Raw genomic sequence first — 23194 nt, forward strand, 5'->3', positions numbered from 1 at the left:
GATATCCTCTATGTTTGCCTCCTCGAAATCCTCTCTCCGCAGCGCTAAGCGTGTCATTATCAGCGCTGCAGCCCTTACCACCGCCTTTGGTATTGGGGCCGGCACTGCCGTTGCCCTGCCGGTTTACCCAGACCTGCAGTCGCTGAGCCAGAATGTTCAGGACCTCAAGCTGCCGGAAATCTCGACTCTGAATCCGGGCGACCTTGCTCCAGAGCTCTCTGAGGTACTGGATTCCTCTTCGGTGAAGCTGCCGGATTCGGTCGTCGCCCTAATCGATGAAAACTTCAAGTTCGCTGAAAATAACAAGCAGATGGCGGACAAGGTCAAAACTCAGCTGCTGAACGCAATCGACCGCCTGCCGCTGCCAGCTTCGCAGAAGGCCGAAGCCACCCGCGTCGTCAACGAGGTTTTCGGTTTGCTGGAGGGCCAGAACAAGCCGTCGCAGCCTGAGCCGGCGCCTGCCCCTGCTCCACAGCCAGAGCAGAAGCCACGCCCTGAACCACGCCCAGAGCCAAACAACCCGTGCCCGCCGAGCGCCCGCGCATGCGTTGACCTGGCTAACCAGAAGACCTGGCTGCAGGAAAATGGCAATATCACCTACGGTCCAGTGCCAATGTCCTCCGGTATGCCAGGTTACGAAACCACCCGTGGCCACCTGAGCGTTACCCGCAAGGTCCGCGATGAGTGGTCGGTTCCTTATAACGGCCCGATGCCGTTCTCTGTGTACTTCACCAACGACGGTGAGGCTTTCCACGAGGGCTCAGTTAACCAGATGTCCCACGGCTGCATTCATCTGAATCACGATGATGCCGTGATGTACTTCAACACTCTGCAGGTCGGCGACGGCGTCTACATCTGGTAGTTACCTGCGCTGATGCGTTGAAATAATGACCAGGTGACTGAGCCTATTGAGGCATAGACGCAGTTTCCCTGGCGGTGAAAAATGAGCTCGCCCCACTAGATTCTTCCAGTTTGGAAGGCAGTGGGGGCGAGCTCATTTTTGTTAAGTTTTTGTTGAGTGACAGTCGCGGATCCGACCGGTGGGGTACCTAGCAGCCGTCAATTACGGATTACAGGAGCCCTGCCTACTCGTCAGGGCTCCTGTCCAAAGAACTAGTCCACGAAGCTCATTGCGTAGCGGGCAATGGCCAGTTCCTCATTGGTCGGTACCACGAAGACCTTGACCTTCGAGTCATCAGCGGAGATCAGACGCGGGCCATCATTCGGCTGAGAGTTGCGCTCGTCGTCGATCTTGATACCAAAGTTCTCGAGCTCAGCCATCGAGTCACGGCGGATACCGACGTGATTCTCGCCGACACCGGCAGTGAAGGTGATAGCGTCGAGGCGACCGAGAATCAGCATGTACGAGCCGATGTAGCGGCGCAGCTGGTGAACGTACATCTGGTATGCAGCCCAGGCATCCGGGTCGTGGTCATCCATGCGCTCCTGCAGAACACGGAAGTCGTTGACACCAGAAACACCCTTCAGACCAGACTGACGGTTGCACAGGTTGTCGATCTCATCGATGCTCATGCCGTTGCGGTAGAGGTGGAAGATGACACCCGGGTCAATGTCACCGGTACGAGTGCCCATCATCAGACCAGCCAGCGGGGTCAGCCCCATCGAGGTATCCACCGCCTGGCCACCTCGGATAGCCGCACACGACGCACCGTTACCCAGGTGCAGCGTAATCTGGTTGATTTCCTCTGCCGGCTTATTCAGAAGGTCCGGCACCTGCTTGGAAACAAACTCATGCGAGGTGCCGTGGAAGCCGTAACGACGGATATCAAACTTCGATGCGACCTCTGCATTTAGCGGGTACAGAGCAGCAGCTGGCGGCATGGTGTGGAAGAAACCAGTGTCGAAGACGGCGACGTGCGGCACGTCGGGAAGCAGCTTGCGAGACTCTTCGATGCCTACGATATTGGCCGGGTTGTGCAGCGGCGCCAGCGGGATAAGATCGCGGATCATGCCGACGATCTCGTCGGTAATCAGCTCCGGTCCAGAGAACAGGCGACCACCGTGAACGACGCGGTGACCGACGGCGGCAATATCTACCGACTCCGGACCAACACCGTGCTCATCCATCAGCTCGAACGCGCGGTCAAGGCCACTAGCGTGGTCAGCGATAGGCTCAGTGATTTCAATCTTCTGTCCGGAGAACTTCAGATTAATAATGCCGTCTTCTTCACCAATGCGCTCCACCAGACCGGAGACATACGGCGGCTGCGTTGAGTCCTTCTCCGGATCTACCAGCTGAAACTTGATAGAGGAGGAACCGGAGTTCAAAACAAGTACGTGACGGGACATAATAATTAGTTTCCTCCAGCCTGAATAGCGGTAATTGCAACCGTGTTGATGATGTCCGGCACCGTGGCGCCACGGGAAAGGTCGTTGACCGGCTTGTTCAAGCCCTGCAGAATCGGGCCGATTGCCAATGCACCACCACAGCGCTGGGCAATCTTGTAACCGATGTTACCGGCGTCCAGATCCGGGAACACGAAAACAGTTGCCTTACCCGCAACGGTGGAATCCGGCATCTTCTTCGCAGCCACAGACGGGTCAATAGCGGCATCGAACTGCAGCGGACCATCGACAGCGAGGTCCGGAGCCAGCTCCTTGGCCTTGGCCAGACCCGCCTTCACACGGTCAACATCCTCACCTGTGCCGGATGCTCCAGTGGAGTAGCTCAGCATGGCAACGCGGGCGTCGATACCGAAGGAAGCTGCAGTCTCGGCGGATACTACCGCGATTTCACCCAGCTGTTCCGGAGCCGGCTTCGGCAGCACCGCACAGTCCGCAAAACCCCACAGCGAGTTGTCCATAACCATGAGGAACAGTGACGACACCGTGGAAGCCGACGGCTTGGTCTTAATGATTTGCAAGGACGGACGAATGGTGTGCGCAGTTGTGTGGGCTGCACCGGACACCATGCCGTCGACAAGCCCGTTGTGAATCATCATCGTCGCAAAGTAGGAGATGTCCTGCATCGTCTCACGGGCCTGCTCCAGCGTGACCCCCTTGGCCTTGCGCATCTCTGCGAACTGTTCCGCGAACTGCTCAACATATTCGGAGGTCTGTGGGTTCCAGAGATGGGCGGCGTCGATGTCAAAACCCAGTTCGGCGGCGCGCGCCTTCATCGCATCCGGGTCACCGAGGATAGTGAGCTCACAGATGTCCTCGCGCAGGAGGTAATCAGCGGCCTCAAGAATGCGGTCATCGTCTCCCTCTGGCAGCACAATGTGGCGCTTATCAGCCTTGGCGCGCTGCAACAGCCACCACTGGAAACGCTGTGGAGTCATCACTGTGGTGACCTCGCGGCCTACGACCTTGCGAAGCCCCTCAGTATCGTCAACGGCAACAACGGGAACGTCGAGCTCGAGAGTCTTACCAGCCTCGGCTGCTTCCTCCCCTGTGAGAACAACAGCGAGTACCTCGCTGTGACGCTGAGCTGCACTGCTGAGCGCCAAACGAACGCGAGCCTTTGCGGCCTCTGTGTGACAGCCCTCGCCACCAGCGACAACGATGACACCGGCACCGGCAACGGTGGCAATGCGGAAGTCAAAATCGAGGTTGCCGGAGCCGGTCAGAACAGCCGCCCCCTCGTTAGCAGCGCGGTCAGCCTCAACAGCACTGACGATGGTGTCAAGCGCGGATTCCGGATCCAAAACAGCCTGATCCACAGTGGCGCCGTGAGCCCCACCGACAGTGTGGAGGCAACGTGCCCCACCCAGTGCCTCAGACAATGCCGTAATGACATCTTGTAGATCGTCTGCGCGGTCCACTGAAGTAATCAGGACTGCGGAGTTGTTGGTGGACGCTTGGGCGTTCTTATCGCTCACCGACGTTCCTTTCTCGCACTGCGCTTAATCGTTGACTTATTTAAACGTTGACTTGGCTCGAGCCATTGGACTACCGGAGGCTAAAGATCATGCTGAGCTTCCAATCCCGCTGAGTCCAATCCCGCTGAGTCCCAAATCATTATTTTCATCTTATTGTGAGTCACCTTACATCTCACGACGGACTCAAACCTCTTTGGTTACCCCTGGTAGCCACACTTTTCCCCACAGATTCCAACAGTTTTCCCGCACAATCGCGGCTTTTATGCGGTTTTTCTAGTGAACTATCCCAAATTCCCACATTGGACGTGACGAAGGTCACATTTAGTTTTGTATGCCTTCAAAAGCATCTCACGGATGATGTGACGCTCGCCTCTCGATTTTTCGTAAGTTATCGCTACGATTGGGGGCGCTACCATTGGGAATATCAAATAAACCAATAACTCCTTTCCCCACGAGGTCACCGCTGGCAACTACTTACGCCGCGGCCTCGTGGCCGTCGTAAAGCATTAGAGAAAGAAGGACACGCTTCATGAATCGCCCGCTCCGCGTTGCCGTAATTGGCTCTGGCCCGGCCGGTGTTTATGCTTCCGATGCACTGATGAAATCCAGTACTGACGTGGAAGTCGATCTGTTTGAAAAGATGCCGGCTCCATTTGGTCTAATCCGCTACGGTGTCGCCCCCGACCACCCACGTATTAAGGGCATCATTATGGCCTTACACCGGGTGATGGAAAAGCCGGAGCTGCGCCTGTTTTCCAACGTTGAGTTCGGCAAGGACATCACGCTCGACGAATTAAAGGAGCATTACGACGCCGTCATCTTCGCCACCGGTGCCGTCGGCGACCGCGCCCTGCCGACTCCGGGAGCGGACCTGCCGGAGCACTTCGGCGCAGGCGAATTCGTAGGCTTCTACGACGGCAATCCGCTCTTTGCGCGCACCTGGGATCTCTCGGCGGAGTCCGTGGCCGTCGTCGGCGTAGGCAACGTCGCGTTGGATGTCTCTCGAATCCTGGCGAAGACCGGTGAGGAACTGCACGTCACAGAGATCCCGGACAATGTTTACGAAGTTCTGAAGACAAATAAGGCCAAGGAAGTCCACGTCTTCGGCCGCCGTGGCCCGGCACAGGCAAAGTTCACTCCGCTGGAGCTCAAGGAACTCGACTACTCACCGAACGTCGAGGTCGTTGTCGATCCGCGCGACATTGACTACGACTCCGCATCCGAGATTATGCGTCGCAACTCCAAGATCACTGACCAGGTCTGCACCATCTTGGAGAACTACGCCATCCGTGAACCGAAGAACGCACCGCACAAGCTCTACATTCACTTCTTCGAGTCGCCAGTGGAGATCCTCAGCGAGGAGGGTGCCGACGGCCAGCAGCACGTGGTCGGCTTGCGCACTCAGCGCATGGAATACGACGGTGCTGGCGGACTGCGGCCGACCGGCGAGACTACCGACTGGAAGGTCGGCGCTGTCTACTCCGCCGTGGGCTACCGCTCTGATGCACTGCCGGGTATCCCGTTCGACAACGTGAAGAATGTCATTTCCAACGTCGGTGGTCGAGTCATCGAATCCGACAACACCGAGGATGAAGCAGCCGAGGCCATCACTGGCCTCTACACCACCGGTTGGGTTCGCCGCGGACCGGTCGGCCTGATTGGTAATACCAAGGGCGATGCCAACGAGGCCGTGGCCAACCTGCTGGCCGATGCCGCAGAGGGCAAGAAATTCAACCCGTCGAAGCCGGAGTTGTCCGCTGTCAACGAGCTGCTGGAGTCAAAGGGCATCGACTACCTGGACTGGGAGGGCTGGCACAAGCTCGATGCTGCCGAACGCACCGCCGGCGAGGCCGAGGGCCGCGAACGCAAGAAGTATGTCGAATGGGATGAAATGGTCACCCACTCCAAGGGCGAGTAACAGCGAGTAACGAGGGCGGATAAAAAGCGCCGCCTACGCCACTACCTGCACGTCCGTGTACGTGGCGCCCGAGTCCCAGCGGCAGCACACGATCGGCGCCAACAGCTCGGCCAATGGCTCACCAAAAGCCACCTGGCCGGCACCGGCGGCAGCGCCCGCATCGATGACTCGATCCCACAGTAGGCCCGGCGCGGTAAACAGCGGCACCACTACGAGTCCGCGACCGCGCTTGGCCGCGCGCTCCTGCGCCACGGCCACAGCATCGGCTCCCTTGATCTTCTCAGGACCGACCACGAATGCCGCACTCACATATCCCGGCAGCATCCCGCCAAGATTTGCCGCAAATTGGTGCACCGCCGCATTGGCCTCCTCATCAGAGGAGCCGACTCCCATCACCAGCGCATCGACCGGCCAGGAAAAAGACGCATTCTCCGCCGCTTCAATGATTCGCTTTACGACGGCGCGCTTCGTGCCGTCGCCAAGCCCGAGTCCTTCAGCCACTGTGATGTCAACACCATGCCGATCGCAGAGTCGAACCTGCTCGGGAACATCGACTCGCGAGTGGAACGCATCGGTGAACAGCAGCGGTACGGCCAGCGCCTGAGTCTCGCCGGCAGCGGCGAGCTCAGCACATACGGCATCTAGCGAGGGCTCGTCGAGGTCCAGCCAGGCGAGGCGAATCTGAGAGGGCGCATCCAGGCGGGTGAGCGGCATCTTCTCGCGCACGAGCGCGACCACGTCTTCGAGCACCGGTTTGGTCTCTGGGTGCCGGGAACCGTGCGCAAGCAGAATCAGTGCGGTCATCGATGGTCTCCTCAGGCTCGCTAGCTGTGCTTTCTGGTTTCTCTACCTGGCAGCTCTACTGGGCAGCGCCACGCACGAGACCTGCGGTGAGAGTGTCACCGGTGCCCGGCTCGATGAGCAGGAATGCACCGACACGGCCACCGACGCGGTAGGCATCGACCGGCAGCGGCTGTGCGACCTCGATGGTGATCTCGGCGACGTCGTTGACTGCAAGCTGATCAGCCACACCGGTGGGCTCACCGGTTTCGATGTCGATGAGCGCATCGACGGAGGCGATACGACCACGCACCAGCGCGGCACCGTAGCGCACCTCTACGACGCGACCGACTGCCAACGGCTTGTCCGCAAGGTGGACGGCTACGGCGGAGAAACGGCGCACGTCTTCCGGGCGGGTGCCACTGATGAGGTCACCGCGGGCGAGGTCGAACTCGGCATCCAGGCTGATGGCCACCGACTGGCCGGCTACGGCCTCAGTGACGTCCTCGGCTGCCACGGTGATTTTCGTGACCGTAGCCTGGCGGTTGGCGTCTACGGAGACAGTGTCACCCACACGCACACTGCCTGCGGCGATACGGCCAGCGTAACCGCGGTATTCAGTGGCGTGATCACGAATGACGTAGTCGATGGGCAGGCGTAGGTCGGCCTCGGCATCGGTTTCCAGGTCGGCACCGATGTTGAGGTTTTCCAGCAGTTCCAACACAGTCGGGCCCTCGTACCACGGGGTGTGCGCAGAAGGATCGACAATGTTGTCGCCGACCAAAGCCGACACTGGAACAACGAAGGTGTTCTGCAGACCCAAGCGCTCTGCCAGCACTGCTACATCCGACTCAATCTTGCGGAAAGCTTCTTCGCTGTAGTCCAGCAGGTCGATCTTGTTGACAGCAAAGATTACGTGGCGAACACCCAGCAGACCGGCCACCGTTGCGTGTCGCTTGGTCTGCGTCACGACGCCGTTGCGCGCGTCGATAAGCAAAACGACGGCCTCAGCGGTGGACATACCAGTGATGGTGTTTCGGGTGTACTGCTCGTGACCAGGGCAGTCGGCCAGGATGAACGAGCGGACGTCGGTGGCGAAGTAGCGGTAGGCAACGTCGATCGTGATGCCCTGCTCACGCTCGGCCCGCAGACCATCGACCAGCAACGAGAGGTCGGGATTTTCCTGACCGCGCGCCTGCGAGGAGGCGACGACGGCCTCGTACTGGTCAGCGAGGATGTTCTTCGTGTCGTGCAGCAAGCGCCCGACAAAGGTCGACTTACCGTCGTCGACGGAGCCAGCGGTGCACAGGCGAAGAGTGCGACGAGCGCGAGTGGCGCGGTCGGCGGTAATCAGGGTAGCTGGGGAATTTGGCTGGCTCATCAGAAGTAACCTTCCTTCTTGCGGTCTTCCATGGAGGATTCGGACAACTTGTCATCTGCGCGGGTAGCGCCGCGCTCGGTGAGCTTGGATGTGCGAAGTTCCTCCATGACCTCCGCAATAGTGGTGGCAGTCGATTCGACAGCGCCGGTGCAGCTCATGTCACCGACAGTGCGGTAGCGGACAGTGCGAACCTCGAGGGTCTCGCCGTCGCGGGGTCCACCCCACTCGCCCGGCGCCAACCACATGCCGCCGCGGTTGAACACCTCACGCTCATGGGCAAAGTAGATGGGCGGCAGCTCGATGTCACGGGCTTCGATGTAGGCCCAGACGTCGGCCTCGGTCCAGTTCGAGATTGGGAAAACGCGGACGTTCTCTCCAGCGGCGTGGCGACCGTTGTAGAGACCCCACAGCTCCGGGCGCTGACGGCGTGGATCCCAACCGCCGAAGGAGTCGCGGACGGAGAACACGCGTTCCTTGGCGCGGGCCTTCTCCTCATCGCGGCGGGCGCCACCGAGGACGGCGTCGTAACCACGGTTGGCAATGGTCTCCACCAGTGGCACGGTCTGCAAGGGGTTGCGGGTGCCGTCGGCACGCTCGGTGAGCACACCGCTGTCGATCCAGTCCTGGACCTTGGCTACGTGCAGCTTAATGCCCGGCTGAGCGGCAATCTTGTCGCGGAATTCAATAACTTCGGGGAAGTTGTGGCCGGTGTCGACGTGGAGCAGCTCCAGCGGGATACCCGCCGGTGCGAAGGCGCGCTTGGCCAGCTCGAGCACGACGACGGAGTCCTTTCCGCCGGAAAAAAGTAGTGCCGGACGGTCAAACTGGCCGGCGGTCTGGCGAATAATGTCGATGGCCTCGGCTTCCAGTTCGGCAAGCCGCGGATCGAGGCGGTTTTGTACGGAAACGGTGGTTGAGCTAGTCATGGGGGTCTTTCTATTGGGGCTGTGTTGGCTGTTGTAACTGCGCTGTTTTAGCTGATGTCGGTAATCGGCGGGCGACTGGTGGCTAGCGGCCAAGTGGCTGGCGGCAAGTAGCTGTCGGCATCGTCCAGCCGCTAGCCGCTCAAACTAGAGGTGCAATCCGCACTCTGTCTTTTCGGTGCCCGCCCAGCGACCCGAGCGCGGATCCGCACCCGCTGCCACTCGCGCGGTGCATGTCGCGCAGCCGATCGACGGGAACCCCTGTTGCGTCAGCGGATGCACAATGAGGTCGTTGTCCTCGATGTATTGAGCAACATCCTCATCCGTCCACGTGGCCAGCGGGTTGAGCTTGATGCGACCAGTCTTGTCAATCTCCAGTACCGGCGTGTGTGCGCGGGTCGGCGCGTCGACGCGCTTCAGACCTGTGACCCAGCCCTCGTAGGGGCGCTTCACAGCTGACAGCGGCTCGACCTTCCGCAGTGCGCAGCATCGCGTCGGGTCGGTCTTGTACAGATCTACGCCCTCTTCGGCATCCTGCTCAGCGCGGGTGCGCTTCGGCTCAATCGACAGCAGTCGGTTGTCGTAACGCTGTGCGACCTGTTCTGCCACGTCGAGGGTCTCCGGGAAGTGGTAACCCGTATCCAGGAAAACCAGGTCGGCTTCCGGCGCGTGCCGAGCAGCCAGCTCCGCCAATACCGTGTCCTGCATCGACAGGGTCACAGCCAGTGGCGTATGCAGGTGCTCTGCACCCCATTCCAGTACTTCCCCAGCAGTGGCGGTCTCCAGCTTGGAGCCCCACTCCAGTGCGAGCTCAATCAGACGGCGAGCAGTTTCCGGGTTGTCCAGCACATCCTGACGCGCGAGTGCCTCCTGAGTCTTAATGACCTCAGCGGTTTTCAGTCCCGTGCTCATGACGCCACCTTTCTATCGATATGTCCGTGCAGTTTCACTGTGAATACCCGGCAGCATTCGCGGCATTGCCAGGCGTAATCGGTTTCCACATCGGGCCACAGATCATCACCGCCGCAGTAAGGGCAATGCATCACCGCCCCGCGGTTCGGATTGGGGTGTGCGCTTCGGCCACCGATCCCCAGTCGCGCTGGCGCCTCGTCTTTTTCGCTCGCCGACGGCCCCTGCGACCGAACCCCATTGGGAGATTCACTCACTTCAGGTCCTCCTCATCAGCGCGGACAATCCACTCGCGGAACTGTTCACCCTCGTGGCGCTGCTCCTTGAAATGATTGACGACGCGCTCGATGTAGTCACCCAGTTCTGCCGAGGTGACCTTGTGTCCGCGAACCTTGCGGCCGAAGTTGGCATCGAGCCCCAGCGAACCACCGAGGTGAACCTGGAAACCCTCGACACGGTTGCCCTCATCGTCGGTGACAATCTGCCCCTTGAGTCCAATGTCGGCAATCTGTGTGCGGGCACAGGCATTCGGGCAACCGTTGAGCGCAATGGTGATTGGGACATCGAGGTCGCCGAGGCGTTCCTCCAAGTCACCCACCAAATCGATTGCGCGCTGGCGCGTGGTGACAAGTGCGAGTTTGCAGAACTCCAGGCCGGTGCAGGCCAGGATGCCCCGACGGAATGCGGAAGGCTTGGCAGACAGGCCAATTTCGTCGAGCTCAGCGAGCAGGGAGTCGACCTGGTCGTCGGCGACGTCGAGGAGAATGAGCTCCTTCATGACAGTGGTGCGGACGCGGGAAACACCGTGGCGCTCGGCGATGTCGGCGAGCTTGACCAGGTCAGAGCCCGGAACACGGCCAACAGCGGGCTTCACACCGACGTAGTTGAGACCGTCGGCCTGCTTGTGCACGCCGATGTGGTCACGGTCGCCCTCGAAAGGCTCGGGCGCGGGGCCGTCGATAAGCTTGCGGTTGAGGTAGTCATCTTCGAGTACCTGGCGGAACTTCTCCGCACCCCACTCGGCAACGAGGAACTTCAGACGCGCGCGATTGCGCAGGCGACGGTAGCCGTAGTCACGGAAGATGCGGCACACGCCCGCCCATACCTCGGGAACCTCGTCCTCTGGGATCCAGGCGCCGAGACGCTGGGCGAGCATCGGGTTGGTGGAGAGACCGCCACCGACCCAAACGTCGAAACCGGGGCCGTGCTCGGGGTGATTGACACCGACAAAGGCGACGTCCTGGACCTCGTGGGTGACATCGAGACGCGGGGAACCGGAAACTGCGGACTTAAACTTACGCGGTAGGTTGGAGAACTCGTCGCCGGAGAGGTACTCGTCCTTGATGCGGCGAATAGCATTGGTGCCGTCGACGATTTCATCGGCAGCAACGCCGGCAACCGGGCTACCTAGGATAACGCGGGGAACGTCGCCGCAGCCAAAGTTGGTGTCAAGACCAACCCGCTCAAGGCGGTCCCAAATCTCCGGCATGTCCTCGATGCGGATCCAGTGCAGCTGGACGTTCTGACGGTCGGAGAAGTCCGCGGTGTCACGAGCAAAGTCGCGGGAAATCTCGCCGATAGTGCGAATACCCTCGGTGGTGGTCTGACCACCATCGAGACGAACGCGGAGCATAAAGTACTTGTCCTGCAACTCGGCGTTAGTCTTCACACCGGTGTGCTCACCGCTAAGACCCTGCTTGCGCTGGGTGTAGAGGCCAATCCACTTAAAGCGCGGAGCTAGGTCTTCCGCAGGGATAGAGTCAAACCCCTGCTTGGAGTAGGTGTCGATAACGCGCTGCTTAACGGCAAAACCGGCATCTTCTTTCTTAATGCGCTCGTCGTCGTTAAGTGGCTCGCGGCCGTCGATAAGCCACTGCCCCTGTGGCTTCGGTGCACGCTTCTTACGTCGGGTAGCCGCTGCGGAAGCCGGACGCTCGGCGGTTTTCGTAGGAGAGCTCATGGGGGAATCTACCGAATCACTTTCGTTTTGTTCTCGTTGACCGAATCAGAGTTGTTTGAATCAGCCCTGAACGAATTAGTTTCTAATTTTTATAGACCGGACGGTCTATGCAGTATTGCAGGCAACATTAGACCGACCAGTCTGGCTAGTGCAAGCCGGGGTACGCTCGGACACCTAGCGAACCCCCGCTTCACCCACGTGGACACCGTTTTCTGCGCCCACTTTGACACCTCCAGAAGCACCCTCAGCCCCGACATCAACCGAAGCCGGTGATGGAGATCCAGAACTAGACACATCAGCCGAGGAAGACCGAGAAATCGACTCAAGTTGGACCCGCTGACGCAGACGCGGAAGAGTGTCATGCGACCGCGCCCACAGCACCAGTGCGACAACGCCAAAAGCCCAGACAAGCAGCACCGTTGCCAACACGCCGCCAGAAACCAGCGGCGAAAACAGTGTTCGAATATTCAGCCCGACCAACACGCCGCCGATCACAATTCCAAGCAGGCGCGGATTAATACGCCCCACCAGGTATGCAGCCAAAGGTGCAGCAATCACACCACCGCACAGCAAACCAATTACCGGCGCGGCATGCTGAGTAAACTCCTCCCGCAGCTTTGGCAAAAAGCCCAGTACAGCAGCTAGAGCGACAAGAAATTCCGCCGCCGAGACAGTACCGATAACCTTGCGCGGCTGATCAGCCTCAGCACCGAGCAATGTGGAGGTCGTAACAGGACCCCAACCTCCACCACCAGTGGAATCAAGCAGGCCGCCAAAGAGCCCCAGCGGAGCAAGCTTTTTCGCCCCCCAGTTCTTTTTCTTGCGCTTAACATTGGCCAAAAAGGCGAAGCGGATAATCACCCACAGGCCGAGAAAGAGCAAGATTGTCGAGGTCACAGGCTTAGCCGCGTCACCATCGAGGTTGGACAAGAAGGTCGCACCAGCAAAGGCGCCGATAGCCCCTGGCACACCAAGGCTCAGCACGCGTCGCCAGTCGACATTGCCGAATCGCCAGTGCGAAATACCAGAGGCCAGCGTCGTGCCCACCTCCACTACGTGAACTACCGCTGACGCAGTGGCAGCACTACTACCAGCAACAATAAAAAGTGAAGTGGCAGTAACACCGAACGCCATCCCCAGAGTGCCATCGACTAATTGCGCGCCAAGGCCGATTAACACGAAGACTATGAGTTTTTCCATGACAAGCCCTTCCCCACTTACCCAACCAGAGCCTGCCGTTGCCACGATGCCCGCACGACGAGCCCTTTTAGAGCTCATTCAGCGGAAGCAATGCGCAGCAAAACCCTCTCAAGCCAAAGCAGTGATTCTTGCGGTGTTTTGTGTTTGCTTTTTGTAGACCAGTTTGTCTATATTCTGTTTCAGCAAGCATAGACCGATTGGTCTACGATAAGCAATCGCGACAAAGAAAACGTAGAAAAAGGATTCCGCTCAATGACCAACGACCAGACTGCAGCCCAGAACGCGGCCGCTTCCTCACTGCCCGATCTCGCCAACTCCACCACGCCACTGCGTGTAGCCGTGGTCGGCTCGGGCCCGGCCGGCATCTACGCCTCCGACGCGCTGATGAAGTCCGGCCGCGACATCGCCATCGACCTCTACGAGCGCCTTCCAGTGCCGTTCGGTCTCATCCGCTACGGCGTTGCGCCAGACCACCCGCGAATCAAGGGCATCATTAAGTCCCTCCACCGAGTGCTGGACAAGCCGCAGGTCCGACTTCTGGGCAACGTGGACGTCGGTAAGCAGGTCAGCGTCGATGAACTGCGCCAGTTCTACGACGCCATCATCTTCGCCACTGGCGCGACCGGCGACCGCGATTTGAATATTCCGGGCGCTGACCTGCCGGAGCACTACGGCGCGGGTGAGTTCGTAGGTTTCTACGACTCCCACCCGGAGTTCGCCCGCGATTGGGAACTCTCCGCTGAGTCCGTGGCCGTGGTCGGTGTCGGCAATGTGGGCCTCGACGTCGCCCGCATTCTCGCCAAGACTGCCGATGAGCTGCACGTCACCGAAATCGCCGACAACGTCTACGCTGGCCTGGCAAAGAATACCGCCCGCGAAATTCACGTCTTCGGCCGCCGCGGCCCGGCTCAGGCAAAGTTCACTCCACTGGAGCTGAAGGAACTGGACCACTCCGACACCATTGAGGTTGTCGTGAATCCGGAGGACATCCAGTACGATGCCGCCTCCGAAACGTCCCGTCGTGAGTCCAAGATCACCGATCAGGTCTGTACGATTCTGGAAAACTACGCCATCCGCGAGCCAAAGGGCGCCCCGCACAAGCTCTTCATCCACTTCTTCGAGTCCCCGGTCGAAATCATCGGCGAGACCGGTGAGGATGGAGTACAGCACGTCAGCGCTATCCGCACCGAGCGCACTGAACTCGACGGCGAGGGTGGCGTCCGAGGCACCGGCAAGTTCACTGAATGGCCGGTCGGTGCGGTCTACCGTGCAGTCGGCTACCGCTCCGACGCAGTCACCGGCGTACCGTTCGACACCGGCACCCACACCATCCCAGATGCCGGCGGACGCGTGCTTGACGACGTCGACGGCAATCACATCCAGGGTCTGTACACCACCGGCTGGATTCGCCGTGGCCCGGTCGGTCTAATCGGTAACACCAAGGGCGACGCCAACGAAACTGTCGGCAACCTCATCGCCGACTGGGAGGCAGGCCGCCTGGTCGCACCTGCAAAGCCCACGCATAACGACGTCGACGAGTTCCTGGCCGACAAGGGCCTCCAGGTCACTACCTGGGAGGGCTGGCACGCACTCGACGCCGCCGAACGTGCAGCGGGCGAAGCCGAAGGCCGCGAGCGCAAGAAGCTGGTCGAGTGGGCCGACATGGTTGCGGCCTCCACGGTCGTCGCAAAGCAGCCAGATGCCGATGACGTGGCCGAAGCTGTACACGAAGCTGTTGTGGAGACTGTCGCCAGCTAGCGCATCGGGTCTAACCGGGCAGTTGATTGTGCACGTCAGTCGGTCTTCGGATTAGAGTTAATACATGGCTTATCATGCAGACTCATCCAACCTGGACGTCAAGGAAGTTCTGACCTGGGAAGGCTTCGGCGTCGCCTCCCGTGAACTGGCACAGCAGATTGTCGATTCGGGCTACGAGCCGGAGATCATTATCGCCGTGGCCCGCGGTGGTCTTCTACCAGCGGGTGCACTCAGCTACACCATGGGTGTCAAGCTCTCTGACGCCATTAACGTCGAGTTCTACACCGACGTGGCGGAGACCCTGCCGGATCCGGTTCTGCTGGAGCCGCTGCTGGATGTCGAATCTATTTCTGACCGTCGTCTGCTGGTCGTCGACGATGTCGCTGACTCCGGCCGCACACTACACCTCGTGCTCGATTTGCTGAAGAACTACGGCGCAGAAGTGCGCTCCGCTGTACTCTACGGCAAGTCCCGCTCGGAGATTGCACCGGACTATGTCTGGAAGCACACCGATGACTGGATTGTTTTCCCCTGGTCGGCCGATCCACCGGTACAGAAGTCCAAGTAGATTAAGTAGCTTACGCGCCACAGCGGGCACACAAAAAGTGCGCTGCGGAGCCGGTTAAGGCCGTACCGCAGCGCACACTAGGCCGTCAAACTAGCCCAGTTCGACGACCTTAATCTTCGATGCCGCCTCCGATGCACGCTCACGAGCAGCATCGACAGAATCCGCGGTCGAAACAGCAACGCCCATGCGGCGACGCGGGCCAGCAACCGGCTTACCAAAGATACGAATATCAGTCTCCGGAATAGCCATGGCCTCCGTCAACCCGGTGTAGCCCGGCTGCTCGATGTCAGCACCGCCGTAGACCACAGCGGAGGCTCCCGGGGACACCAGCGTGACGTCGATAGGCAGACCCAACACTGCACGCGCGTGCAGCTCGAACTCGGAGAAACGCTGGGTGCCCATGGTGACCATGCCAGTGTCGTGCGGACGCGGGCTGACCTCGGAGAACCACACCTCATCGCCGCGGACAAACAGCTCGACGCCAAAGATACCGCGACCGCCCAGCGCGTTGGTGATGCGCGCGGCGACAGAGCGCGCATTGTCCAGCGCGTTTTCGCTCATGGCAGCCGGCTGCCATGACTCAACGTAGTCGCCGTCCTGCTGACGGTGCCCAATGGGTTCACAGAACCACGTTGCCCCCTCGCCGGTCTCCGGATCAACGGAGCGCACGGTCAGCAGCGTGATCTCGTAGTCGAAATCGACGAAGCCCTCCACGATGACGCGACCGGACTCGACGCGGCCGCCACTCATGGCATAATCCCACGCGGCCTGGACATCCTCCGGCGAACGCAGCGTGGACTGCCCCTTGCCCGAGGAACTCATAACCGGCTTGACCACACACGGGAAGCCAATCTCATCGACAGCTGCGGTGAACTCATCAAAGCTGGAGGCGAAGTGATAGCGCGAGGTCGGCAGCCCAACCTCTTCCGCAGCCAGACGGCGAATACCCTCTCGGTTCATGGTCAGCTGAGTCGCCCGTGCGGTTGGAATAACGGTGACGTCCAGCGTCTCGTCTTCCTCAACCTCTGCCAGCACCTCGGTTGCCAGGGCCTCGATCTCGGGGACGATGAAGTGAGGCTTGACCTGGAGAATCAGGTCCCGCAGTGCACTGGGGTCCGACATATTCAACACGTAGGCGTGGTGAGCTACCTGGTGTGCCGGTGCATGCTCGTAGCGATCGGCAGCGTGCACCTCAACGCCAAGACGCTGGAAAGCAATGGTCACCTCCTTGCCGAGCTCGCCAGAGCCGAGCAGCAGAACTCGCGTTGCTCCCGGCTGGTACGGGGTTCCGGTGACTTCAGGGGTGAACATCGAGATAAACTCGCTTTCGTCTACGGCACATACGCTGCGCAACCAGCAGCTGTGAAATTGGTTGTCTCCAGCATACGACAGCAGGCGGATTCACCGCGGCGGGCGCGGGGCGGGGAGTCTAGCGCGGGACCACTCGCTGGAACTCAGCCAACGCCGCATCCCGGTCAGCAGCCAGGACAACATTCGCCTCAGCACCGGCAGGATCTTCCACCACCTGACCACGGCGAGCTGGCTCATCTGCAAAGGTTCGCTTATCGACGCCCACGAGACGCATCTTCTCCACTTCCCCTGTCACCGCACCGACGGCCACCATCGCAGCAAAGAGGTCATGGACCTGCGCCTTGTAACCGACCCCCACACCCTGGTGGAACTCAAAGTAGAACTTCAGCGAACGGCGCAGAACACGCAGCAGCTCCGGGTTCATACCGGCATCGCGCCAGGACTCAATTTCAACATCGCTGATAGTGATGGTCTCGGTGACATTGAGTGGCACCAACGTCGGCACCGGCGCACCTGCGGCGGTGGCGATACTGCGCACGGCATCCTCCGGGCGCTCGACTGCCACAGCGCCCGCGGTGCCGAAGACCTCGGTGACCGCAGTGGGGTCGACCCAGAAGTTCCATTCCGCAAACTCGGTAACGTTGCCGTGGTACTCCACAGCACCGCCCATAATGGTCACACCGTCGAGCTCCCGCATGAGTTCTGGGTAGTTCTTCAAAGCGGCCACGTAGGTGGTCATAGGGCCGGTGACCAGCAGGTGCACCTTCTCCCCCGTCGACCGCGCCTGCTCGATGACCTGGCGCCACAGCGCCAGCGGATCCGCCGCCCCTGCGCGGCCCGGTTCGTAGATGACGGCCGGTGGCGCCAGGTTATAGCCCAGCCCGTACGGTCCATGAGTCTCAGGCGTGGTGGTCAGCTCACGGTCAGCAGGCCCCTCGAAACCGCTGACAACCGGTACCTCCGGACAACCGCAAAGATTCAACATGTACTTGGTATTGCGAGCGGACCATGCCGCAGTGGTGTTACCACCTGCGCAGGTCACACCCACCAGCTCGATCTCGCCTGCGGTATGCAACCCCGCGAGGTAGACGAGAGCAAGACTGTCATCGATACCCGTGTCAACGTCGGCAAGCACTTTCAAACGCGTCATAAGGTCAAGTGTGACACGAAACACGCTCGGCTCGCAGAGCTAAACACGGGCAAAACAGGGATACAGACGAGTTTTCGCTGGTGCTAGCAGGGTTTACTAGTTCGTCGCCATCGCTGCATCACCCACCGGAGCGGACTCCGGCAGCGGCATAGCCAGCTCGGTCAAGACCTCGCGCAGGCGCGTCGGGTAGTCGGTGATGATGCCATCGACACCAGCGGCAATCTGCTCGCGCATGGTCTCCTTTTCATTCACCGTCCACGGCACCACCTTCATGCCAGCCTCGTGCGCGCGGGAAATCAGCTCTGGCGTGGCGACCGGGTGGTAGTCAGAATCCGACGGTGTCTTGCCGTAAGGAATGCTGTGCGTCGGTGAGAGCACCTGCACGCCGAGCTGCTTGGCGGCCTCAATGATGTCGCCATCGACCTCGTCGTAATTGACATCGCCGATCCAAGGAGAATCCTTCTTCCAGGTGGTCTCGTCCCACAGCATGACCAGTGGAATCTCCGGGTTCCGTTCCGCGACCAGCGGCAGCGAGCGCCAATCGAAGGACTGAATCATCACTCGATCAGCGACACCCGCGCGGTCAATCTCGTCGAGAATCACATCGACGAACTCCTGTGGTTCTGCCGAGTCAGCGCGCTTTTCGCCCTCAATCTTGGTCTCAATGTTGAAGTGGATGTCCTGGTTGTCCTTAGTTAGCTCGAACAGCTCCGGCAGGGTCATCATCCTGTTGCCCTTGATTGGCTCCGCATCCGGGAAGTCCTCTAGCTTCTTGTCGCAGACCAGGGTTTGTACCTGCTCATAGGTGAGATCATGCACGAGCTTGCCGACGTACGGGTACTGCGGATCCCCCTCCGTCACTGGCTCGGTGTCCGAGCACTTATCGTCTTGGATCTCCGGATCGTGCCAGACCATAGGCACGCCATCCTTCGTCAAAACGATGTCCAGCTCCAACGTCGTAACGCCCAGCTCCAGTGAGTTGGCCATCGCCTGCTTGGACTCCTCCGTCCACTCACCGCGACCACCACGGTGCGACTGCAGATCAAAACCCTCCGGCAGCTTAGCCATCGCAGCCGGCCGCACATTCGCGGACGCATTCAGCTCAGCGACCTGCTGCTTTTCAAAGGTCTTCTCTTCGCTCGCCGTGGTGCTAACCGCGCTTGCACTGCTTGACGACGATGCCGCATCGTTATCCGCATCATTGCTGCAGGCTGCAATAGGAGAAATAGCAAACGCGCCCATAGCGATCGCCGCGATTGCGCGACGCGTGCCGTGGACGCGTGAACTCTGAGGCTGCTCGCTTTGCTTGGCCTGTTCGTCAAACATGGAGTCAGATGAGTTGCAAGAAGACATGGCCGGTGATTTTCCTCTTTGGGCGTAGTGTTAGCGACTTCATAGCGACGGAGTAGTACCGACAACAAAGTGTCGACAAACTAGCGTCGGAGGTTTATACGGAACACAGAAATCTACGTGAAATCTGTGTGGTGCGCCACTACTTTAAAACGGCTTGCCAGCACTCGCATCTGGAGAGAGCACGGGTTAGAGATTAATTTCCCTCTGCCTTTGGAATCTCACCTTCTTGAGCAACTTCTGCCCCATCCCAGGAGTACGTAACGGGAGCGTTGTACTGGTCTTTAAAGGCGAAGGCACCGCCGTCTTCAATCATTTTATTGACATCGAAGAAATTGACGGTCACAGTTTTGCCATCGCCTTCGACCGAGTTGATTGTCTGCGGACCACCGGCGGTACCCACGTACTCGCCCTTATGAAACAGCAGCACTGCGCCAGAGGTAGTTGAGTGGGTAATTTCATTCTGTACTGCTGAGGCAAAGGTCAACTCGCTGGTGGTATCCCAGTTCGTATTGTCCGTGACTGTCCAACCGCTGCCATTGCCACCTTCCATTGAGTTCAGGTCGGCAACCGCTTCTTCGAAAGCCTCTTCCTGGGTTGGCGCAGAAGAACCCCCATCGGTGTCGTTGTCATCGACATCCGGATTGGGGGCATCTGCACCTTCACTGTCATCCTCGACAGTGGTGGTCGTAGTGATGGTGGTCGTTTCTTCATCTACCTGAGAAGCAGAGGTCGGTGCTGCGGTCTCATCAGTGGAGCAACCGGACAAAGCCACTACACCTGCGACCGCCGCGCTAACCAGCATCGACCCGCGACGAACTGAACGACCACTCATGGCTGGAACCTCTTCTGTTCTCTCAAGTTTTCTCAAGCACTTAGCTACGGCGGAGCTTTACTTTCTCATGTCCGACTCTGAATTGAGTTTACTTGGAAAAAATCAAGAGTCCCCGAGAGTGCCCAAGAATTCTCGAAACCTCTCGAGAGATCTCGGGGGCCGTTAGGAAGCGGGCTTCGCACCGCCGGGAATCTTCCCCTCGTGGACGACGTGATCGCCGTTCCAGAAGAAGTGAACATTAGAGGTGAACTCCGCCGCATCAGCGTTCGGCGCACCTGCGGCCTCCTGGGCCTCCCAGTCGTGGTAGATGACCGAAATGTTCTTACCATCAGGGGTCGGTGTCACCTTGTTGATGTGCTGAGGCCGGTCAGAGTCCGTACCAATGAATTCACCCTTGTGGAACATCAACAGCACAGTGGAGGACTGAGCGTTACCCTGCTTGGCCTGATCTGTGAGAGCAAAGCTCAAATCGCTACACGGACTGAAGTTGGAGGTGCCAGTGTACTTCCACCCATCATGGTTGTTCGGACGCTCCCTGTTGACCTTATCCAGGGCCGCCTGGATTTCAGGTGCAGCCGGGTTCGGGGTACAGCTATCCCCCTTCGCCGGTGCTGGTGCCGGAGCTGGAGCCGGTTTCGCCTGAGCCGCAGGAGCTGCAACTGCTCCGCCTACTGCGGAGAAAACCATCGCGCCGGAAAGCACGGCGGAACTTGCCAGTCGTTGTACTCGGTGTCCTGTGTTTTGCATGAAAACCACACGCCTTCTGTCGTTTGGACTTCTGTCGTTGGACTACGCGGTGAGGCCTACGATACAAAAATGACTCTGGGATGCCAGGGGCAACTGACAATTCCCAGAGCCTTCGCGTGGTTAGCAAATGTTCTTTTTTGAAGCAGCCAGCGGTTTCGACACCGAAGATTTTTTATCTAACAGTTCGATAAAGCCGGGTCGAAAGCCGGACTATTTTCCGGTTAGTTCGCCACTGCCTCCAGGCTGAGTGTCCAGCGCTAGTTGTCCAGCACGTCGTGAACAACGATGGTCTGGTCACGACCCGGGCCAACACCGATGTAAGAAATGCGAGCGCCGGAGAGCTCCTCCAGGCGGTTCAGGTAATCCTTGGCCTTGTCCGGCAGCTCATCGAAGGTGCGGCAGCCAGTGATGTCTTCGTCCCACGCAGGCATGGTCTCGTAAATCGGGACAGCGTGGTGGAACTCCGACTGGGTGAGTGGCATTTCGTCGTGACGCACGCCATCAACGTCGTAAGCGACACAAATTGGAATCTCACCGATACCAGTCAGGACGTCCAGCTTGGTGATGAACAAATCCGTGAAACCGTTGACGCGCGCGGCGTAGCGAGCCAGCACCGAATCGTACCAACCACAGCGGCGCTTACGGCCGGTGTTGACTCCGACCTCACCGCCGGTGGTCTGGAGGTACTCGCCCCACTTGTCGAACAGCTCCGTCGGGAACGGGCCAGCACCGACGCGGGTGGTGTAGGCCTTCATGATGCCCAGCACCGAAGTGATCTTCGTCGGGCCGATACCGGTACCCACGCAGGCACCACCAGCGGTTGGGTTCGAGGAGGTCACGAACGGGTAGGTGCCGTGGTCGACATCGAGCATGGTGGCCTGGCCGCCCTCCATGAGGACGTGCTTGCCGGCATCCAGAGCCCGGTTGAGCTCAAACTCCGAGTTGATAATCATCGGACGCAGACGATCGGCGAAGCCCATGAAGTAATCGAAGACCTCATCCGGGTCGATGGCGCGGCGGTTGTACAGCTTGACCAGAATCTGGTTCTTCTGAGCCAGCGAAGACTCAATCTTCTGGCGCAGAATCGACTCATCCAGAATGTCCTGGACACGCAAGCCCGTACGGCCGACCTTGTCGGCGTACGTCGGACCAATACCGCGACCAGTGGTGCCGATAGCGCGCTTACCCAGGAAGCGCTCGGTCACGCGGTCCAGCGTCTGGTGGTACGGAGCAACCATGTGGGCATTGCCCGAAACGCGCAGGCGGGAGGCCTTTGCACCGCGGGCTTCGAGGCCATCAATCTCGTCGAAAAGCGCCTCGAGGTTGACCACACAGCCGTTACCGATAATCGGCACCGCGTTTTCCGACAGCACACCCGCCGGAAGCAGCTTCAGCTCGTACTTCTCACCGCCGACGACAACGGTGTGGCCGGCGTTGTTGCCACCGTTGGGCTTGACGACGTAGTCGACGCGGCCACCGAGAATATCGGTTGCTTTGCCCTTGCCCTCGTCGCCCCACTGGGCACCGACGATAATGATTGCGGCCATAGTCCTACTTCAACTCCTGGGATTGCAGACGACGCATTAGAGTGTAGTCCTATGCGTATTGTTGTGCTGCAGTGTGGCCCCGATGTACCCGCGTTTTCCCAATTGCTCCGCCAATCATGGCCTACATCAGCACCGTCCGCACCATCGGCACCAGCTACTCCGGCACCACCCGCCTATGCGCTTCACGACGTCGCGATGATCCCCGCCCGCAAGGAGCTGGCTTTCATCGACGACCTGGCCAAGGACGTACTGCCTATCGATACAGCACCGACGCCGGAGGAAATCTCCAAGCAGAAAAAGGTCGACCACTTAGGCGCTCCGCAACCCGCTCCGCAAAAGCCGAGCGAGCCGTTGCGAATTGTGGTCGTTGGCACCGACGCGGCACTGGCTGCCGTGGCAACCTACCTGATGCGCAAGAACCTCCTGTGGATTGAACTGGCACATGTCCCCACCGCCCCCTCGACCGCGGCCAAAAACTGGGGCATCGAAGGCGGAGAAGGGCTCGATGCGGCGGCCGCGCTCACACGCCCGACGATGCCAGTGCCGCTAATCCGCGATGACACCGGGCACGCAATTGTTGGTTACGTCCTACTGACAGAGCCAGGAATTACCGGAGTGTCCTCGGAAAACGGGTTTACCGGCGAGGTCTATGTCGACGAGCATCAGATGTTCTCCGGCACATCCACCGGCCTGCAGATTCGCCCTACCCCCGACGCCCCGGGCATCGTTGCGGCCGAAGTTCCGGCACCGGAAGCGGAAATCGGTAACGAGGATGGAGGCAACAAAGGCCTGCTGAGCCGACTCGGATTGGGTCGCGGTGGCCGTCGTAAAGCGAAAGAAGCCCCGTCTCGCGAGCTGCACCGCCCGATGACGGGTCGGGCAGTTCAAGTTGGTGGCCTGAGCTTCCGTTACGTACGCGATGGCGTAGAGTCGCGAAAGCCGCGCGAGAAAACAACTCTGTACCGACACCTCCGCGACTTGCAGATTGTGCACTAACTGCGTCGGGGGGGGGGGG

General features: G+C 59.7%; 19 protein-coding genes. 5 read left to right on the forward strand and 14 right to left on the reverse strand.

Annotated elements, in window-relative coordinates:
• Positions 1-10 precede the first annotated feature (10 nt).
• Positions 11-862, forward strand: coding sequence for a L,D-transpeptidase (locus HMPREF2708_RS05890; protein ID WP_070833444.1), 852 nt, complete (start codon positions 11-13; stop codon positions 860-862).
• Between the two features lie 251 nt (positions 863-1113).
• Here the strand turns inward: HMPREF2708_RS05890 and HMPREF2708_RS05895 are convergent, their stop codons facing one another.
• Together HMPREF2708_RS05895 and pta are read right to left on the reverse strand one after the other, a co-directional pair.
• Positions 1114-2310: an acetate kinase gene (locus HMPREF2708_RS05895; RefSeq protein ID WP_070833448.1), complete on the reverse strand. Its 1197-nt coding sequence runs from the start codon at positions 2308-2310 to the stop codon at positions 1114-1116.
• 5 nt (positions 2311-2315) lie between these two features.
• Entirely contained in the window at positions 2316-3641 is a 1326-nt protein-coding gene (gene pta, locus HMPREF2708_RS05900; protein ID WP_246840365.1) for a phosphate acetyltransferase, read from the reverse strand.
• Between the two features lie 730 nt (positions 3642-4371).
• On the opposite strand from pta, the gene HMPREF2708_RS05905 reads away from it, so the two are divergent.
• Entirely contained in the window at positions 4372-5760 is a 1389-nt protein-coding gene (locus HMPREF2708_RS05905; protein WP_070833452.1) for an FAD-dependent oxidoreductase, read from the forward strand.
• Between the two features lie 33 nt (positions 5761-5793).
• Here the strand turns inward: HMPREF2708_RS05905 and HMPREF2708_RS05910 are convergent, their stop codons facing one another.
• From HMPREF2708_RS05910 to HMPREF2708_RS05935, 6 genes are all read right to left on the reverse strand, one after another.
• Positions 5794-6564, reverse strand: a complete 771-nt coding sequence (locus HMPREF2708_RS05910) for a sirohydrochlorin chelatase (RefSeq protein WP_070833454.1) — start codon at positions 6562-6564, stop codon at positions 5794-5796.
• Positions 6565-6619: 55 nt separating this feature from the next.
• On the reverse strand, positions 6620-7921 hold the full coding sequence (locus HMPREF2708_RS05915; RefSeq protein ID WP_070833456.1) for a sulfate adenylyltransferase subunit 1: 1302 nt from the start codon (positions 7919-7921) through the stop codon (positions 6620-6622).
• Complete coding sequence (gene cysD / locus HMPREF2708_RS05920) at positions 7921-8847, reverse strand: sulfate adenylyltransferase subunit CysD (RefSeq protein WP_038626730.1); 927 nt, start codon at positions 8845-8847, stop codon at positions 7921-7923. The genes HMPREF2708_RS05915 and cysD overlap by 1 nt, the downstream gene beginning before the upstream one ends.
• A gap of 144 nt (positions 8848-8991) precedes the next feature.
• On the reverse strand, positions 8992-9756 hold the full coding sequence (locus HMPREF2708_RS05925) for a phosphoadenylyl-sulfate reductase (protein WP_070833458.1): 765 nt from the start codon (positions 9754-9756) through the stop codon (positions 8992-8994).
• A 250-nt stretch (positions 9757-10006) separates the two neighbouring features.
• Positions 10007-11713 carry a nitrite/sulfite reductase gene (locus tag HMPREF2708_RS05930; RefSeq protein WP_070833460.1) on the reverse strand — a complete coding sequence of 569 codons (1707 nt, stop codon included), beginning with the start codon at positions 11711-11713 and terminating at the stop codon, positions 10007-10009.
• A gap of 174 nt (positions 11714-11887) precedes the next feature.
• A complete protein-coding gene (locus HMPREF2708_RS05935; protein ID WP_070833462.1) occupies positions 11888-12913 on the reverse strand; it encodes a sulfite exporter TauE/SafE family protein in 1026 nt (341 codons plus the stop codon).
• Between the two features lie 252 nt (positions 12914-13165).
• Between HMPREF2708_RS05935 and HMPREF2708_RS05940 the strand changes: the two genes are divergently transcribed.
• Both HMPREF2708_RS05940 and HMPREF2708_RS05945 read left to right on the forward strand, forming a co-directional pair.
• On the forward strand, positions 13166-14671 hold the full coding sequence (locus HMPREF2708_RS05940) for an FAD-dependent oxidoreductase (protein WP_070833465.1): 1506 nt from the start codon (positions 13166-13168) through the stop codon (positions 14669-14671).
• A 64-nt stretch (positions 14672-14735) separates the two neighbouring features.
• Positions 14736-15239: a phosphoribosyltransferase gene (locus tag HMPREF2708_RS05945; RefSeq protein ID WP_070833467.1), complete on the forward strand. Its 504-nt coding sequence runs from the start codon at positions 14736-14738 to the stop codon at positions 15237-15239.
• 90 nt (positions 15240-15329) lie between these two features.
• On the opposite strand, the gene purT is transcribed toward HMPREF2708_RS05945, so the two are convergent.
• The 6 genes from purT to HMPREF2708_RS05975 all read right to left on the reverse strand — a co-directional run bounded on the left by purT (position 15330) and on the right by HMPREF2708_RS05975 (position 22179).
• Positions 15330-16550: a formate-dependent phosphoribosylglycinamide formyltransferase gene (purT, locus tag HMPREF2708_RS05950; RefSeq protein WP_048734516.1), complete on the reverse strand. Its 1221-nt coding sequence runs from the start codon at positions 16548-16550 to the stop codon at positions 15330-15332.
• 118 nt (positions 16551-16668) lie between these two features.
• Positions 16669-17700, reverse strand: a complete 1032-nt coding sequence (locus tag HMPREF2708_RS05955; RefSeq protein WP_070833469.1) for a nucleoside hydrolase — start codon at positions 17698-17700, stop codon at positions 16669-16671.
• A gap of 96 nt (positions 17701-17796) precedes the next feature.
• Positions 17797-19053: a glycerophosphodiester phosphodiesterase family protein gene (locus HMPREF2708_RS05960; RefSeq protein ID WP_070833471.1), complete on the reverse strand. Its 1257-nt coding sequence runs from the start codon at positions 19051-19053 to the stop codon at positions 17797-17799.
• A gap of 193 nt (positions 19054-19246) precedes the next feature.
• Positions 19247-19885, reverse strand: coding sequence for an LppP/LprE family lipoprotein (locus tag HMPREF2708_RS05965; protein ID WP_070833473.1), 639 nt, complete (start codon positions 19883-19885; stop codon positions 19247-19249).
• A 162-nt stretch (positions 19886-20047) separates the two neighbouring features.
• Entirely contained in the window at positions 20048-20632 is a 585-nt protein-coding gene (locus HMPREF2708_RS05970; RefSeq protein WP_070833475.1) for an LppP/LprE family lipoprotein, read from the reverse strand.
• Positions 20633-20889: 257 nt separating this feature from the next.
• Positions 20890-22179: an adenylosuccinate synthase gene (locus HMPREF2708_RS05975; protein WP_070833476.1), complete on the reverse strand. Its 1290-nt coding sequence runs from the start codon at positions 22177-22179 to the stop codon at positions 20890-20892.
• Between the two features lie 51 nt (positions 22180-22230).
• Between HMPREF2708_RS05975 and HMPREF2708_RS05980 the strand changes: the two genes are divergently transcribed.
• Positions 22231-23175 carry a hypothetical protein gene (locus HMPREF2708_RS05980; RefSeq protein WP_246840352.1) on the forward strand — a complete coding sequence of 315 codons (945 nt, stop codon included), beginning with the start codon at positions 22231-22233 and terminating at the stop codon, positions 23173-23175.
• The last annotated feature ends 19 nt before the right edge of the window (positions 23176-23194 follow it).

It is taken from the genome of Corynebacterium sp. HMSC073H12, assembly GCF_001837775.1.
GTDB classification, from domain to species: domain Bacteria; phylum Actinomycetota; class Actinomycetes; order Mycobacteriales; family Mycobacteriaceae; genus Corynebacterium; species Corynebacterium amycolatum.

Bases quoted from the DNA above. Each gene is read 5' to 3' on its own strand.
- HMPREF2708_RS05915 (WP_070833456.1), bottom strand. From the start codon at position 7,921: ATGAGCCAGCCAAATTCCCCAGCTACCCTGATTACCGCCGACCGCGCC.
- HMPREF2708_RS05890 (WP_070833444.1), top strand. From the start codon at position 11: ATGTTTGCCTCCTCGAAATCCTCTCTCCGCAGCGCTAAGCGTGTCATT.
- HMPREF2708_RS05965 (WP_070833473.1), bottom strand. From the start codon at position 19,885: ATGAGTGGTCGTTCAGTTCGTCGCGGGTCGATGCTGGTTAGCGCGGCG.
- HMPREF2708_RS05910 (WP_070833454.1), bottom strand. From the start codon at position 6,564: ATGACCGCACTGATTCTGCTTGCGCACGGTTCCCGGCACCCAGAGACC.
- purT (WP_048734516.1), bottom strand. From the start codon at position 16,550: ATGTTCACCCCTGAAGTCACCGGAACCCCGTACCAGCCGGGAGCAACG.
- HMPREF2708_RS05895 (WP_070833448.1), bottom strand. From the start codon at position 2,310: ATGTCCCGTCACGTACTTGTTTTGAACTCCGGTTCCTCCTCTATCAAG.
- HMPREF2708_RS05970 (WP_070833475.1), bottom strand. From the start codon at position 20,632: ATGCAAAACACAGGACACCGAGTACAACGACTGGCAAGTTCCGCCGTG.
- HMPREF2708_RS05925 (WP_070833458.1), bottom strand. From the start codon at position 9,756: ATGAGCACGGGACTGAAAACCGCTGAGGTCATTAAGACTCAGGAGGCA.
- HMPREF2708_RS05955 (WP_070833469.1), bottom strand. From the start codon at position 17,700: ATGACGCGTTTGAAAGTGCTTGCCGACGTTGACACGGGTATCGATGAC.
- HMPREF2708_RS05975 (WP_070833476.1), bottom strand. From the start codon at position 22,179: ATGGCCGCAATCATTATCGTCGGTGCCCAGTGGGGCGACGAGGGCAAG.
- cysD (WP_038626730.1), bottom strand. From the start codon at position 8,847: ATGACTAGCTCAACCACCGTTTCCGTACAAAACCGCCTCGATCCGCGG.
- HMPREF2708_RS05945 (WP_070833467.1), top strand. From the start codon at position 14,736: ATGGCTTATCATGCAGACTCATCCAACCTGGACGTCAAGGAAGTTCTG.
- HMPREF2708_RS05980 (WP_246840352.1), top strand. From the start codon at position 22,231: ATGCGTATTGTTGTGCTGCAGTGTGGCCCCGATGTACCCGCGTTTTCC.
- HMPREF2708_RS05935 (WP_070833462.1), bottom strand. From the start codon at position 12,913: ATGGAAAAACTCATAGTCTTCGTGTTAATCGGCCTTGGCGCGCAATTA.
- HMPREF2708_RS05960 (WP_070833471.1), bottom strand. From the start codon at position 19,053: ATGTCTTCTTGCAACTCATCTGACTCCATGTTTGACGAACAGGCCAAG.
- HMPREF2708_RS05905 (WP_070833452.1), top strand. From the start codon at position 4,372: ATGAATCGCCCGCTCCGCGTTGCCGTAATTGGCTCTGGCCCGGCCGGT.
- HMPREF2708_RS05930 (WP_070833460.1), bottom strand. From the start codon at position 11,713: ATGAGCTCTCCTACGAAAACCGCCGAGCGTCCGGCTTCCGCAGCGGCT.
- HMPREF2708_RS05940 (WP_070833465.1), top strand. From the start codon at position 13,166: ATGACCAACGACCAGACTGCAGCCCAGAACGCGGCCGCTTCCTCACTG.